Origin of the sequence: Thioalkalivibrio sp. ALE23 (assembly GCF_000378545.1) — a bacterium.
Taxonomy (GTDB): Bacteria; Pseudomonadota; Gammaproteobacteria; order Ectothiorhodospirales; family Ectothiorhodospiraceae; genus Thioalkalivibrio.
Genome location: NZ_KB900035.1, coordinates 25317 through 38964, shown reverse-complemented (window position 1 = coordinate 38964; position 13648 = coordinate 25317). Strand labels below are relative to the sequence as shown.

General features: G+C 66.0%; 15 protein-coding genes. 13 read left to right on the top strand and 2 right to left on the bottom strand.

All coding sequences use genetic code 11. The annotated features are described in order from the left end of the window. The first annotated feature begins 22 nt into the window (after nucleotides 1-22). The 13 genes from F573_RS0110485 (at nucleotide 23) to F573_RS0110425 (ending at nucleotide 11602) form a co-directional block, all read left to right on the top strand. Nucleotides 23-874 (top strand): ParB/RepB/Spo0J family partition protein, encoded by an 852-nt coding sequence (locus F573_RS0110485; protein ID WP_019022542.1) that lies wholly within the window; start codon nucleotides 23-25, stop codon nucleotides 872-874. Between the two features lie 82 nt (nucleotides 875-956). Further along, a complete protein-coding gene (locus F573_RS0110480) occupies nucleotides 957-1358 on the top strand; it encodes an ATP synthase subunit I (RefSeq protein ID WP_018868900.1) in 402 nt (133 codons plus the stop codon). A gap of 16 nt (nucleotides 1359-1374) precedes the next feature. Beyond that, complete coding sequence (gene atpB, locus F573_RS0110475) at nucleotides 1375-2217, top strand: F0F1 ATP synthase subunit A (RefSeq protein WP_019022541.1); 843 nt, start codon at nucleotides 1375-1377, stop codon at nucleotides 2215-2217. 48 nt (nucleotides 2218-2265) lie between these two features. After that, a complete protein-coding gene (gene atpE / locus F573_RS0110470; protein WP_018868902.1) occupies nucleotides 2266-2502 on the top strand; it encodes a F0F1 ATP synthase subunit C in 237 nt (78 codons plus the stop codon). Between the two features lie 53 nt (nucleotides 2503-2555). Continuing rightward, a complete protein-coding gene (locus F573_RS0110465) occupies nucleotides 2556-3026 on the top strand; it encodes a F0F1 ATP synthase subunit B (RefSeq protein ID WP_019022540.1) in 471 nt (156 codons plus the stop codon). A 9-nt stretch (nucleotides 3027-3035) separates the two neighbouring features. Beyond that, the gene (locus F573_RS0110460; RefSeq protein WP_019022539.1) at nucleotides 3036-3572 is read left to right on the top strand and encodes a F0F1 ATP synthase subunit delta; all 537 of its coding nucleotides are present in this window, start codon (nucleotides 3036-3038) and stop codon (nucleotides 3570-3572) included. A 12-nt stretch (nucleotides 3573-3584) separates the two neighbouring features. Continuing rightward, nucleotides 3585-5126 (top strand): F0F1 ATP synthase subunit alpha, encoded by a 1542-nt coding sequence (atpA, locus tag F573_RS0110455; RefSeq protein WP_019022538.1) that lies wholly within the window; start codon nucleotides 3585-3587, stop codon nucleotides 5124-5126. A 12-nt stretch (nucleotides 5127-5138) separates the two neighbouring features. Then, complete coding sequence (gene atpG, locus F573_RS0110450) at nucleotides 5139-5999, top strand: F0F1 ATP synthase subunit gamma (protein ID WP_018868906.1); 861 nt, start codon at nucleotides 5139-5141, stop codon at nucleotides 5997-5999. Between the two features lie 56 nt (nucleotides 6000-6055). Further along, nucleotides 6056-7432 carry a F0F1 ATP synthase subunit beta gene (gene atpD / locus F573_RS0110445; RefSeq protein WP_019022537.1) on the top strand — a complete coding sequence of 459 codons (1377 nt, stop codon included), beginning with the start codon at nucleotides 6056-6058 and terminating at the stop codon, nucleotides 7430-7432. Nucleotides 7433-7444: 12 nt separating this feature from the next. Further along, complete coding sequence (locus F573_RS0110440) at nucleotides 7445-7867, top strand: F0F1 ATP synthase subunit epsilon (protein ID WP_024328652.1); 423 nt, start codon at nucleotides 7445-7447, stop codon at nucleotides 7865-7867. Between the two features lie 100 nt (nucleotides 7868-7967). Beyond that, nucleotides 7968-9377: a bifunctional UDP-N-acetylglucosamine diphosphorylase/glucosamine-1-phosphate N-acetyltransferase GlmU gene (gene glmU / locus F573_RS0110435; RefSeq protein ID WP_019022536.1), complete on the top strand. Its 1410-nt coding sequence runs from the start codon at nucleotides 7968-7970 to the stop codon at nucleotides 9375-9377. Nucleotides 9378-9380: 3 nt separating this feature from the next. Continuing rightward, nucleotides 9381-11231 (top strand): glutamine--fructose-6-phosphate transaminase (isomerizing), encoded by a 1851-nt coding sequence (gene glmS, locus F573_RS0110430; RefSeq protein WP_019022535.1) that lies wholly within the window; start codon nucleotides 9381-9383, stop codon nucleotides 11229-11231. A gap of 74 nt (nucleotides 11232-11305) precedes the next feature. After that, nucleotides 11306-11602 carry a hypothetical protein gene (locus F573_RS0110425; protein WP_018868911.1) on the top strand — a complete coding sequence of 99 codons (297 nt, stop codon included), beginning with the start codon at nucleotides 11306-11308 and terminating at the stop codon, nucleotides 11600-11602. Between the two features lie 212 nt (nucleotides 11603-11814). Here F573_RS0110425 and F573_RS0110420 read toward each other — a convergent pair whose 3' ends face one another. Next, entirely contained in the window at nucleotides 11815-12357 is a 543-nt protein-coding gene (locus F573_RS0110420; RefSeq protein ID WP_019022534.1) for a DJ-1 family glyoxalase III, read from the bottom strand. A gap of 13 nt (nucleotides 12358-12370) precedes the next feature. Then, nucleotides 12371-13633, bottom strand: coding sequence for a S41 family peptidase (locus tag F573_RS0110415; RefSeq protein WP_019022533.1), 1263 nt, complete (start codon nucleotides 13631-13633; stop codon nucleotides 12371-12373). Nucleotides 13634-13648: the final 15 nt, after the last annotated feature.

Below are 13648 nucleotides of genomic sequence, written 5' to 3'. Positions count from 1 at the left end.
TCCTTTCGGCAGGATTCGAAACATGGCCAGAAGAAACAGTGGACGACTCGGACGTGGTATCGACGCGCTGCTCAGCGGGGCCTCCGAGGAGCCCGGTGAAGAGGATCGCCTGGAGTCCGTGCCGGTCGAACGCATCCGCCGCGGCCGTTACCAGCCGCGGGGCCGGATATCCGAAGAAGCGCTGGCCGAACTGACCGAATCCATCCGCTCGCAGGGCATCGTCCAGCCGGTGGTCCTGCGGCCGGTGGACGAAGGCTACGAGCTGATCGCCGGCGAGCGACGCTGGCGCGCCGCCCAGCAGGCAGGCCTCGAAACGGTCCCCGCAGTGATCCGCGAGATCCCCGACCAGGCGGCCGCCGCGATGGCCCTGATCGAGAACATCCAGCGGGAGAACCTCAACCCGCTGGAGGAAGCCAGTGCCATCCACCGGCTGATCGGCGAATTCGAACTGACCCACCAGGACGCGGCCACCGCCGTCGGCCGCTCGCGCACCGCGGTGACCAATCTCCTGCGACTGCTGGAGCTCCACGATGCGGTCAAGGTTCACGTCGACGAGGGCCGCCTCGAGATGGGCCATGCCCGCTGCATCCTTGCCCTGCCGGTTGACGACCAGCCCGAGGTCGCCGAGCGCGTCGTCAAGCGCGGCCTCTCGGTACGCGCCACCGAACAGCTGGTTCGCCGCACCCTCGAGCAGAAGGATGCCGAGCCGGTCTCCACCGAGCCACCGCCCGAGATCCGGCAACTGGAGAGCCGCCTTGCCGACACCCTGGGTGCTCCCGTCCAGGTGCGTTACAACCGTCAGGGCAAGGGCCGGCTGGTGATCGAATACAACTCCCTCGACGAGCTCGACGGAATCCTGTCACATATTCAGTAACCCGGTCGGCCCCCGCGGGTCGCGTTGACCTCCCTTAAGGGCCCACTTATACTGCGCGCAATTTTCCGGAGAGGGGTGGGTTGTGCCCATCCACCAGATGACACCGCGACGCTTCAGCCCTGCCATCCAGTCGCTCGGTCTGCAGCTCGCAGTCACCCTTCTCCTGACGGTGCTCTTGCTGGTGCTGTCGTTACCGTCGGCCGCCATCTCGATGGCGCTCGGCGGCGGGATTGCCGCCCTCGGAAACGCCGTGATGGTATTTGCGGTCTTCGGGGCGTATCGTGCGTCGGCTGCCCGGAACCTGGCCGGGCGCATGATGCTGGCTCAGGTATTCCGGCTGCTGCTCATCGCAGCCGCATTTGCGGCGGTGTTCGCGGGTTACGAGAACCCCGACCTGCCCGCCCTGTTCGGTGGCTTTCTCGCGGTGCATCTTCTGCCCGTGTGGTGGGTCCACCGGGCATCCGCCCAAGCAATGAAGAGATAGCGACATGGCTTCAGAAATGGACGACCATATCAATCACCATCTCACGAACCTGACCTTCGGGTATCACCCGGAGGACGGGCTCGGCTTCGCGATGAGCGCATCGGAGGCCGCCGAGATGGGTTTCTGGGCCATCCACGTCGATTCGATGATCTGGTCCATCGGGCTCGGCCTGCTGTTCATCCTCAGCTTCCGTTACGCGGCAAAGCGGGTCACCGCCGGTGTCCCCGGTGGCTGGCAGAACTTCGTCGAATGGATCATGGACTTCGTCGACACCAACGTGCGCGGTTCGTTCAAGCACAAGAACGACCTCATCGCGCCGCTGGCACTGACTATCTTTATCTGGATCTTCCTGCTCAACCTGATGGACCTGGTGCCGGTGGATCTGATCCCGCACCTCGCCTATCTGCTGGGCATCCCGTACTTCAAGATCGTGCCCACGACCGACATCAACGTGACGATCGGTCTGGCGCTGGGCGTGTTCATTCTCATCATCTATTACTCGCTGAAGATCAAGGGTCCGGTGGGTTTCGTCAAGGAGCTGACCGGTGCGCCGTTCCAGACCTCCATCACCCCGCTGAAGCCCCTGACCTGGGTGGCCAACTTCGTGCTGGAAGTCGTCGACCTCCTGGCCAAGCCGGCTTCTCTCGCCCTGCGACTGTTCGGCAACCTGTACGCCGCCGAGATGATCTTTATCCTCATCGGCCTGATGTACTCCGCCGGACTGATGTTCGGGCTCGCCGGGGGCGTGCTGCACGTCGGCTGGGCGATCTTCCACATCCTCGTGGTGCCGCTGCAGGCCTTCATCTTCATGGTGCTGACCATCGTCTATCTGGACATGGCTCACTCGGAAGACCACTGATAACCCTTAACTTCAACCGACCGTCTCAACTTCACTGGAGATATTACGATGGAAATGGCTAACGCTCTGGTTATTATCGCCGCCGCTCTGATGATGGGCATGGCCGCTATCGGCGCCGCGATTGGTGTCGCCACCCTCGGGGGTCGCTTCCTCGAAGGCGCTGCCCGTCAGCCGGAACTGATCCCGATGCTGCGCACCAACTTCTTCATCGTTGTGGGTCTGACCGACGCCGTGCCGATGATCTCGGTGGGTATCGGCCTGTACGTCCTGTTCGTTCTCGGCTAAGGGCTGATCGAGTCACGAGGATCCCTCACCACTCGTCAACCTGAGGTAGCAGGATGAATATCAATCTCACCATCATCGGGCAGCTGCTGGCCTTCAGCGTTTTCGTATGGTTCACCATGCGATTCGTCTGGCCGCCGCTGACCCAGGCCCTGGAGGCACGGCGCAAGAAGATCGCCGACGGCCTCGCGGCCGCCGAACGCGGCGAGAAGGAACAGGAGCTGGCCCAGGAGCGTGCGACCGAGGTCATCAAGGAGGCCAAGCAGCAGGCCAACGACATCGTCGCCTCCGCTCAGAAGCGTGCCAACGAGCTCGTCGAGGAAGCCCGCACCAACGCCCGCGAGGAAGGGGAGCGAATCAAGGAATCGGCGCAGGCCGAAGCCGAGCAGGAGCTCAACCGCGCGAAGGACGAACTGCGCAAGCAGGTCTCCGACCTGGCGGTGCAGGGTGCCGAGCAGATCCTGGCCAAGGAGATTGACGCCAAGGCCCACGGTGACCTTCTCAAGAAGCTCGCTGCCAAGCTGTAAGGAGAGGCTATGTCAGACCTGATTTCGGTAGCCCGACCCTACGCCCGCGCCGCTTTCGAGCGGGCACGCGAGGACCAGGACCTCGCCGGCTGGGCCGAGCAGCTGGAATTGCTGGCGGCGATCGCCGGCGATTCCCGGATGCACGATCTCCTCTCGAATCCCCGGGTGCCGCGGGACAAGCGTGCCCAGCTCGTGCTGGACATCGCCGAGGGCAAGCTCAACGACGGTGCGGCCAACCTGGTCCGCCTGCTGGGCGAGAACGGGCGCCTGCCGGCACTGCCGGCCGTGAGCGAGGCCTTCAACGCGCTGAAGGCCGAAGCCGAAAGCCGCGTGGAGGCCGAGGTCATTGCGTTCCGCAAACTCACCCAGGCGCAGGAGAAAGAGATCCACAAGGCGCTGTCCGAACGTCTCGGCCGCGAAGTGGATCTGACCTCCTCGGTCGACAGCTCCCTTCTTGGAGGGGCCATCATCCGCGCCGGCGACCTGGTCATCGACGGCTCCGTGCGAGGCCAGCTGGACCGCCTGGCTGCCAATTTGAGTCGCTAAGAGGAAATTATCATGCAACTGAATCCCTCCGAGATCAGTGATCTGATCAAACAGCGCATCGACAAGTTCGATGCGGGCTCCGAGGCCTCGAACGAGGGCACCGTGGTCAGCCTGCAGGACGGCATCGCCCGCGTTCACGGCCTGGGCGACGTCATGCAGGGCGAAATGCTCGCCTTCCCCGGCGAAACCTACGGCATGGCGCTCAACCTCGAGCGCGACTCCGTGGGTGTGGTGATCCTCGGTGATTACAACCACCTGCGCGAAGGCGACACCGTCAAGTGCACCGGCCGCATCCTCGAGGTCCCGGTGGGCGACGAGCTGCTCGGCCGCGTGGTCGATTCGCTCGGGCAGCCGCTGGACGGCAAGGGCGCGATCGAGACCGGTCAGACCAGCCCGATCGAGCGCATGGCACCCGGCGTCATCGAACGTCAGGGCGTGGACCAGCCGCTGCAGAGCGGCATCAAGGCCATCGACGCCATGGTCCCCGTCGGCCGCGGTCAGCGCGAGCTGATCATCGGCGACCGCCAGACCGGCAAGACCGCCGTGGCCGTGGATGCGATCATCAACCAGAAGGATTCCGGCGTGAAGTGCATCTACGTCGCCGTTGGCCAGAAGGCCTCCTCGGTGGCGTCGGTGGTGCACAAGCTGGAACAGGCCGGCGCGATGGAGAACACCATCGTTGTCGCGGCCAACGCGTCCGAATCCGCCGCGATGCAGTTCATCGCCCCCTATGCCGGCTGCGCGATGGGCGAATATTTCCGCGACAAAGGCGAAGATGCCCTGATCGTCTACGATGACCTCACCAAGCAGGCCTGGGCGTATCGTCAGGTGTCCCTGCTGCTGCGTCGTCCGCCGGGCCGCGAAGCCTATCCGGGTGACGTGTTCTACCTGCATTCGCGTCTGCTGGAGCGTGCCTCCCGCGTCAACGAGGAATACGTCGAGCGTGCGACCAATGGCGAGGTCAAGGGTCAGACGGGCTCGCTGACCGCCCTGCCCATCATCGAGACCCAGGCCGGCGACGTGTCCGCGTTCGTGCCGACCAACGTGATCTCGATCACCGACGGTCAGATCTTCCTCGAGACCGACCTGTTCAACTCGGGTATCCGCCCGGCGATCAATGCCGGCCTTTCGGTTTCCCGTGTCGGTGGCTCGGCCCAGACCAAGATCATCAAGAAGCTGGGCGGCAGCGTGCGTCTCGACCTCGCCCAGTACCGCGAACTGGCCGCATTCTCGCAGTTCGCCTCCGATCTGGACGAAACCACGCGCAAGCAGCTGGATCGTGGCAAGCGCGTCACCGAGCTGATGAAACAGGGCCAGTACCAGCCGATGTCCATCGGCCAGATGGCGTTCTCCCTGTACGCGGCCAATCAGGGCTACCTCGACGACGTCGAGGAAGACAAGGTCGTGGATTTCGAACGCGAACTCCAGGCCTGGCTGCGCTCGAACCAGAAGGCGCTGCTCGACGAGATCAACAGCACCGGCGACTACAACGACTCCATCCAGGAACGCATGACCGCCGCCCTGGACGAGTTCAAGTCCAAGAACACCTGGTAACGGGAGCGCGCAATGGCGGGCACGAAGGAGATCCGGACGCAGATCAAGAGTATCCAGAATACTCAGAAGATCACCAAGGCCATGGAAATGGTGGCCGCGTCCAAGATGCGCAAGGCCCAGGACCGCATGCAGGAGTCCCGGCCGTACGCCGAAAAGATCCGCGACGTGATTGGTCACGTCGCGATGGCGAACGCCCAGTACCGTCACCCGTTCATGGTGGAGCGCGACGTCAAGCGCGTCGCCATGATCGTGGTGTCCACCGACCGCGGGCTGTGTGGCGGCCTGAACACCAACCTGTTCAAGCAGGCGGTCGCGGAAATGCGGCGCTACCGCGACGAAGGGGTCGAGGTGGATCTCTGCGTGTTCGGCAACAAGGCACTGCAGTTCTTCCGGCGGCTGGGGGGCAACATCGTGGCGCAGGCCACGGATCTCGGTGACCGCCCGCACCTCTCCGATCTCATCGGAACCGCGAAGGTGCTGCTGGACGATTTCCGCGAGGAAAAGATCGATCGCGTCGTTCTGGTGGAGAACAAGTTCGTCAATACCATGACGCAGAAGCCGCAGGTGACGCAGCTGCTGCCGACCGCGCCAAGCGCGGACGAAGAACTGGAATACCACTGGGACTACATCTACGAGCCGGAGCCCTACGAGGTCCTGGATACCCTCGTCGAGCGCTACGTGGAATCCCTGATCTATCAGGCCGTGGTCGAGAACGTGGCCTGCGAGATGGCCGCGCGGATGGTGGCGATGAAGGCGGCATCCGACAACGCCGGCACGATGATCAAGGACCTCCAGCTGGTCTACAACAAGGCACGCCAGGCCGCGATCACGCAGGAGATTTCCGAGATCGTCAGCGGCGCCGCGGCGGTCTAGCGACCGCCTCCGGCAGGCCCGACGCGGCAAGAATTACGACTTAGAGGATTGAACGCATGAGCTCTGGAAAGATTGTCGAAATCATCGGCGCCGTCGTGGACGTGGAGTTCCCCCACGGCGAGGTGCCCAGGGTCTACGACGCCCTGACGCTGGAAAACGGCCTGACCCTCGAGGTCCAGCAGCAGCTGGGCGACGGGATCGTCCGGACCATCGCCATGGGCAGCACCGACGGCCTCAAGCGCCAGACCGCCGTGAGCAACACCGGGGGCCCGATCTCCGTGCCGGTGGGCCAGGGCACCCTGGGCCGCGTGATGGACGTGCTGGGCCGCCCGGTGGACGAGGCCGGCGACGTGGAAACCGAAGAAAAATGGTCGATCCATCGCAAGGCCCCGAGTTTTGACGAACAGGCGGGCTCCACCGACCTGCTGGAAACCGGGATCAAGGTCATCGACCTGCTCTGCCCCTTCGCCAAGGGCGGCAAGGTGGGCCTGTTCGGCGGCGCCGGCGTGGGCAAGACCGTCAACATGATGGAGCTCATCCGCAACATCGCCATCGAGCACAGCGGCTACTCGGTGTTTGCCGGCGTCGGGGAGCGTACTCGTGAAGGGAACGACTTCTATCACGAGATGAACGACTCCAACGTGCTCGACAAGGTGGCGCTGGTCTACGGCCAGATGAACGAGCCGCCGGGCAACCGTCTGCGCGTGGCGCTGACCGGTCTGACGATGGCGGAGTACTTCCGCGACGAAGGCCGTGACGTGCTGATGTTCATCGACAACATCTACCGTTACACCCTGGCCGGCACCGAGGTATCGGCGCTGCTGGGCCGCATGCCCTCCGCGGTGGGTTACCAGCCCACGCTGGCGGAAGAAATGGGTGTGCTGCAGGAGCGCATCACCTCCACCAAGAAGGGCTCGATCACCTCGATCCAGGCGGTCTACGTCCCGGCGGACGACCTTACCGACCCGTCCCCGGCCACGACGTTTGCGCACCTTGACGCGACCGTCGTGCTGTCGCGCCAGATCGCGGAGCTGGGCATCTACCCGGCAGTGGATCCGCTGGATTCGACCTCGCGTCAGCTGGATCCGCAGATCATCGGCCAGCAGCACTACGATACCGCGCGTGCGGTGCAGGGTACGTTGCAGCGCTACAAGGAGCTGAAGGACATCATCGCGATCCTCGGCATGGACGAGCTGTCGGAAGACGACAAGCTGGTCGTGGCCCGGGCGCGCAAGATCCAGCGCTTCCTGTCGCAGCCGTTCTTCGTTGCGGAAGTGTTCACCGGCGCCCCCGGCAAGTACGTGTCGCTCAAGGACACCATTCGTGCCTTCCAGGCCATCGTGGACGGTGAGTACGATCACCTGCCCGAGCAGGCGTTCTACATGGTGGGTACCATCGAGGAAGCCGTCGAGAAGGCCGACAAACTCGGCTAAGGAGCACCTGTCATGCCAATGACAATGCATGTGGACGTGGTCAGTGCCGAGGAGTCGATCTACTCCGGCACGGCCGAGATGATCGCGGCCCCGGCCGAGGAAGGCGAGGTCGGCGTGTATGCCGGTCACCTGCAGATGCTGGTTCGTCTGAATCCGGGCGAACTGCGCATACAGGAGAAGGAAGGGGCGGAGCCCCAGCCGGTGTTCGTCTCCGGGGGCGTGATGGAGGTGCAGCCGCGCCACGTCACGGTGCTCGCGGATACCGCGGTCCGCGCGAAGGACCTGGACGAGGCCGAGGCGCTCGAGGCCAAGAAGCGGGCGGAGGAAGCCCTGGCCGACAAGCAGGCCGACTTCGATTATGCCAAGGCGCAGGCCGAGCTTGCGGAAGCCGCGGCCCGGCTGCAGATGATCGAAAAGCTGCGTCGCCGCCGCTGAACCAGCGGCAGACACTGCAGGGAAGGATCACAAGGCCGCCTCTCTCGGGCGGCCTTGTTGTTTGTGGTCCCGGCCGGGATCTCGGTATGGAAGGGTGATTGTGGAACGACTGCATCTGATCATACTCGCCGCCGGCAAGGGCACGCGGATGCGCTCGGCCCTGCCCAAGGTGCTGCAGCCGCTGGGCGGCCGACCCATGCTGGCGCACGTGCTCGAGCGCGCGGACCGGCTGGAGGCCAGCGCCGTCCATGTCGTGGTCAGCCACGGCCGGGAGGCGGTGCAGGCGGCCTTCGCGCAGCGAGAGGACCTGCGCTGGGTGGACCAGGGCCATCCCGGGGGCACCGGACACGCGGTGGCCCGCGCCCTGGAGGGGATCCCCGACGGTGCGCGGGTTCTGGTGCTGTATGGCGACGTGCCCCGGATCCCGTTGGCAGACCTGGAAGGCTGTGCGCGTACGCGGGAGACGCTCACGGTGCTTGGTACCCGGGTGGCCGATCCCCGTGGCTACGGGCGCCTGATCGAAGACGCGCGGGGCAATCTGGAGGGGATCGTGGAGGACAAGGAGACGGACGCTGCGGAGGCCGCCGTGAACCGCATCAATACCGGGGTCCTGGCGGGCGATGCGGTGGCGCTGAGACGCTGGCTGGGTGCGTGCGAGCCCCCGGCCGATGCCGAGCGCGAGTGGTACCTGACGGATGTGGTCGCGGTGGCCCGGGGCGAGGGCCAGTCGGTGGCCCTGATCGACAGCCAGGACCCCGACGCGGTCCTGGGCGTGAACGACCGGGCGCAGCTTGCGGTACAGGAACGCCTGCTCCAGCGGGAGATCGCCGATGAATCCATGCGCGAGGGACTCGCGCTCGTGGACCCGGCGCGGTTCGATTGCCGCGGTACGCTGGAGTTCGGGCGGGACTGCCGGCTGGACGTGAATTGCGTGGTGGAGGGGACGGTGATCCTCGGCGATGATGTCGAGATCGGTGCGGGTTGCGTGCTGCGTGACTGTCGTATCGCCTCCGGGGCGCGGCTGCAGCCGTATACGGTGGTCGAGGGCGCCCGGCTCGGCGAGCGGGCCGAGGCCGGTCCGTTCGCGCGCCTGCGTCCGGGGGCCGATCTTGGCGAGGGCGCCCGGGTCGGCAATTTCGTCGAGGTGAAGAACGCGCGCCTGGAGTCCGGTGCCAAGGCCAACCATCTTGCCTACGTCGGCGATGCGCGGGTCGGTGCCGGAGCCAACCTGGGGGCGGGCACCATCACCTGTAATTACGACGGGGCCAACAAGCATCACACCGAGATTGGCGCGGACGCGTTTATCGGCTCCAACACCGCGCTGGTCGCGCCGATTTCCATCGGTGCGGGCGCGACCGTGGGCGCGGGCTCGACCATCAGCCGCGACGTGCCGGACGGCGCGCTGGCCCTGACGCGGGCGCCGGCACGGACCGTGGAAGGCTGGCAGCGTCCGGCGAAGAGACCGAAATCGGGCGAAGCCGGCACCGAGGCAACGGAAGACGGGGACTGAACCATGTGCGGACTGGTTACCGGCATTGCCGAGCGCAACATCGTTCCGCTCCTGATCGAGGGCCTGCACCGCCTGGAGTACCGGGGCTATGACTCCGCCGGGGTCGCGGTCGCCCGCACGGCCGGCATTGAGGTCGTTCGTACCGAGGGCAAGGTCGCGGCGCTGGAGGAGCGGGTCGCGCAGGCCGGGCTCCAGGGCCAGGCCGGGCTGGCTCACACCCGCTGGGCTACCCACGGGCGGCCCTCCGAGGCGAATGCGCATCCGCACCTGTCGCGCGATCGGCGCGTCGCCATTGCGCACAACGGCATCATCGAAAACCATGCGGCCCTGCGGGACGCCCTGGCGGCCGATGGCTGGAACTGTGCATCCGACACCGACAGCGAGGTCATCGCCCACCTGATCGAACAGGCGCTGGCTGCCGGGGAAGAACCGGTAGCGGCCGTGCGCGGCGTCTGCGCCCGACTCCAGGGGGCGTGGGCGCTGGCCGTCACCGTGGCCGATGCACCGGACCGGGTCATCGTAGCCCGTCACGGGTCGCCCCTGCTGATCGGTCTGGGGATCGGCGAGAACTTTGCGGCGTCCGACATGCAGGCACTGCTGCCGGTCACCCAGCGGTTCATCGATCTGGAAGAAGGCGACATCGCGGTCCTGCGACGCGATCGCGTCGAGATCGAGGATGCGCGTGGCAACACGGTCACCCGTGAGGCGCGCGAGACCCGCTGCGAGGTGACCATCGCCGATCGCGGCGACTACCGCCATTTCATGCTCAAGGAGATCCACGAGCAGCCGCGCGCGCTGGCCGAAACCCTGGCCGGACGGTTCGGTCATGACGGCGTGCTGCCGAATCTGCTCGGCCCGGACACCGACCGTCTGTTGTGCGACGTCACCTCGGTGCAGATCGTCGCCTGCGGCACCAGCTATCACGCGGGCATGGTGGCGCGGTACTGGATCGAGGATTATCTCGGCATGCCGGCACAGGTCGAGGTGGCGAGCGAGTACCGCTATCGCCGGCATGTGGTCGCTCCCGGGACCCTCCTGCTGGTGCTGTCGCAGTCCGGGGAAACCGCTGACACCCTGGCGGTGCTGCGCCAGGCGCGCGAAGAGCCCTTCGCCGCGCGGCTGGCCATCTGCAACGTACCCGAGAGCACCATGGCCCGGCTCGCGGATCTGGTATTGATGACCCAGGCCGGCCCCGAGATCGGCGTCGCCTCCACCAAGGCCTTCACCACCCAGCTCGCCGCGCTGGCCGTCCTGGTGCTCCTGCTCGGTGATACGGCGCGCACCGCGCGGCTCGGGGCCGCCGACCGCCAGGACGGCATCCGGGCGCTGCAGGCCCTGCCGGCGATGGCCGACGCCGCACTGCAGCTGGACGGGCGCCTCGCCCAGGTGGCGGAGCATCTGGTGGAGCGCCACCACGCGCTGTTCCTGGGGCGGGGGGTGCATTACCCGATTGCGCTGGAGGGCGCCCTGAAGCTGAAGGAGATCTCCTACATCCATGCGGAGGCTTACCCTTCGGGCGAGCTCAAGCATGGGCCCCTGGCACTCGTGGACGCCGAAATGCCGGTCATTGCGGTGGCACCGGATGACGCCCAGCTGGAGAAACTCGCGAGCAACCTGCAGGAGGTACGGGCCCGCGGCGGCGAGCTGATCGTGATCGGCGAGGAGGCGGCGGCACGCGCCCTGGGCCCGGATGACACCTGGGTCGGCATGCCCCACGACGGCCCGTTGAACTCGTGGATCGCTCCGGTTCTCTTCGCGATCCCGTTGCAGCTGCTCGCGTATCACACCGCCGTGCTCAAGGGCACCGACGTGGACCAGCCGCGCAATCTGGCCAAATCCGTGACCGTGGAATAGTCCGCATGGCTTGTATTGCCACGCCGGCTTCGCTAGATTCCCCGGCGTCCTGAAAACCGTGACCGGAGTACCCCATGGATCAGCAACAGATCAATCAGCGCTGCGTCGAACTGTTCAACTCGCCGCGGGTGCAGACCAAGATGTGGAATCCACGCATGTTCTGGGAGGTGGGGCGCCACCTGAACGTCACCTCCGACCAGCTGACCGATCCGAAGGTAGACGTCGCCGAACTGGAAGTGATGCTCTCGGCCGCGGCCTACGAGCCGTCGCAGTGCGCGGACGAGGTCAACCAGCGCGAAAGCGGCCGTGCGGACTTTATCCGCCGCGCCGTGCAGTCCGGCCAGCGCCCGTTCCTGCGCCGCGCCGACTGACGCGATTTCGTGTTCGGCCTCCGCGTAGGAGGCGAGTCCCCGCGCCGTTCCGGCGCAGGCGATTGGCCGAACGCAAAATCGGCCGGAGGGCCGGCCTCCTACCGGGGCCAGGGTTCGACCTCCTCCCTGTAGGAGGCGAGCCCCCTCGCCGATTCGGCCACCGATTCGGCCCTCTCGCCGATCCGATATCCCGTCCGTTCCGGCGGCCCGCCTCAGGCCCGCAGGAGCGGACCCTCAACCGCCTCACGGGCCTCGCGGCCCGCCAGTTCCTCGATCACCGCCAGGGTGAAATCCATCGCCACGCCGGGCCCGCGCCCGGTAATGACGTTCCCGTCGATCTCCACGGCCGCACCGCTCGACTCCACCCCGGTGCCATCGAGCGCGCCGGTAAAGCAGGTCGCTCGGCGGCCCTGCAGCAGCCCCGCCTGCGCCAGGACCTTGGGTGCCGCACAGATGGCCGCCAGATGCCGGCCCGCTTCTGCCTGTTTCTGCAGCCGCGCGATCAGCCGCGGGTCATCGCGCAGGTGATTCGCGCCCGGCAGTCCCCCGGGAATGGCAATCAGATCGAAATCCTCGCCGACGGTCGTTTCGAGGTCGCTGTCCGGCTGGATCACCGTAGCGCGCGAGCAGGTGACCGGCCCGGCCTCCTGACCGGCCACCGTGACCTCGAAGCCGGCCCGCCGGAACAGGTCGATCATGGTCACGGCCTCCAGCTCTTCCGAGCCGGAGGCCAGAGGTACGAGCACTCGCGTCATCGAGCCCCTCCCGCTAGCGTCCGTTGTAGAAGTTCAGGCCCTTGAGGAGATTGAGGGCCTCGTTCAGGCCAAAGTCGCGCTCGGCCAGGCTTTCTTCTTCCTCGTCATCGACATCGTCCGGCAGGTCGGGCCGCGCGGGCGAGTCGTCTTCCGAGCGCGATACCCGCAGGGTCTCGTCCAGCGCGATGTCCGGGGTGATCCCTTCGTCCTGGATGGACCGGCCGTCCGGGGTGAAGTAGCGTGCGGTGGTCAGCTTGATCCCGGTCTGCTCCGACAGCGGCAGGATGGTCTGCACCGATCCCTTGCCGAAGCTGTTCTGCCCCATGACGATCGCGCGACCGTGGTCCTGCAGGGCACCCGCCACGATCTCCGAAGCCGACGCCGAGCCGCGGTTGACCAGTACCACCATCGGCACGCCATCGAGGACGTCTCCCGGCGAGGCGTCATATTCGATCTGCGCCTCGTCCAGCCGGCCCTCGGTGTAGACGATCCGTCCTCCGTCCAGGAAGGCGTCGGATACGCCCACGGCGCCGTTAAGGATCCCGCCCGGGTTGTTGCGCAGGTCCAGGACCAGGCCCTTCAGGCCGTTGGCCTCCTTGAGCTCCTCGATCGCGCTGACCAGATCCCGCGCCGTGCGTGTCTGGAAGTTGCTGACGCGTACGTAGCCGTAGCCGTCTTCCAGCATCTCGGAGCGGACGGATTCCACCTGGATGATGTCGCGCGTGATGGTGATCTCCAGCGGCTGATCCTCGCCGTCGCGCACCACCGTCAGGGTGATGTCGGAACCCTGTTCGCCGCGCATCCGGCTGACGGCATCCGACAGGGTCATGCCGCGCACCGAGTCGCCGTCCAGACGCACGATGAGGTCACCCGCCTGGATGCCCGCACGATCCGCCGGCGTATCGTCGATCGGAGCGATGACCTTCACGAAGCCGTCTTCCATCCCGACCTCGATCCCGAGGCCGCCGAACTCGCCCGAGGTTCCCGCTTCCATGTCACGGAAGTCGTCCTCGTCGAGGTAGGAAGAGTGCTCGTCGAGCCCCGTCAGCATGCCCTGAATGGCGTTGTCCAGCAGCTCGCTGTCGTCGACTTCCTCGACGTAATTGCGCTTGATGCGCATGTAGACGTCGGTGAAGCGCTGCAGGTCCTCGACCGGCAGTGCCGACAGACCGGCGGCATCGTCGCGCCCGGCGTACACGCCCACGGACACGCTCAGCATGATGCCCAGAACGAGGCCGGTGAGCAGGCCGTAGCCGGAATGGAAAAGCTTGTTCATCAGAGTATCCCTTGT

What these genes read in the sequence shown, in the direction of transcription:
- F573_RS0110485 (WP_019022542.1), top strand. Translation starts at nt 23, where the DNA reads ATGGCCAGAAGAAACAGTGGACGACTCGGACGTGGTATCGACGCGCTG.
- F573_RS0110460 (WP_019022539.1), top strand. Translation starts at nt 3,036, where the DNA reads ATGTCAGACCTGATTTCGGTAGCCCGACCCTACGCCCGCGCCGCTTTC.
- atpD (WP_019022537.1), top strand. Translation starts at nt 6,056, where the DNA reads ATGAGCTCTGGAAAGATTGTCGAAATCATCGGCGCCGTCGTGGACGTG.
- F573_RS0110465 (WP_019022540.1), top strand. Translation starts at nt 2,556, where the DNA reads ATGAATATCAATCTCACCATCATCGGGCAGCTGCTGGCCTTCAGCGTT.
- atpA (WP_019022538.1), top strand. Translation starts at nt 3,585, where the DNA reads ATGCAACTGAATCCCTCCGAGATCAGTGATCTGATCAAACAGCGCATC.
- atpB (WP_019022541.1), top strand. Translation starts at nt 1,375, where the DNA reads ATGGACGACCATATCAATCACCATCTCACGAACCTGACCTTCGGGTAT.
- F573_RS0110440 (WP_024328652.1), top strand. Translation starts at nt 7,445, where the DNA reads ATGCCAATGACAATGCATGTGGACGTGGTCAGTGCCGAGGAGTCGATC.
- F573_RS0110415 (WP_019022533.1), bottom strand. Translation starts at nt 13,633, where the DNA reads ATGAACAAGCTTTTCCATTCCGGCTACGGCCTGCTCACCGGCCTCGTT.
- glmS (WP_019022535.1), top strand. Translation starts at nt 9,381, where the DNA reads ATGTGCGGACTGGTTACCGGCATTGCCGAGCGCAACATCGTTCCGCTC.
- atpE (WP_018868902.1), top strand. Translation starts at nt 2,266, where the DNA reads ATGGAAATGGCTAACGCTCTGGTTATTATCGCCGCCGCTCTGATGATG.
- atpG (WP_018868906.1), top strand. Translation starts at nt 5,139, where the DNA reads ATGGCGGGCACGAAGGAGATCCGGACGCAGATCAAGAGTATCCAGAAT.
- F573_RS0110420 (WP_019022534.1), bottom strand. Translation starts at nt 12,357, where the DNA reads ATGACGCGAGTGCTCGTACCTCTGGCCTCCGGCTCGGAAGAGCTGGAG.
- F573_RS0110425 (WP_018868911.1), top strand. Translation starts at nt 11,306, where the DNA reads ATGGATCAGCAACAGATCAATCAGCGCTGCGTCGAACTGTTCAACTCG.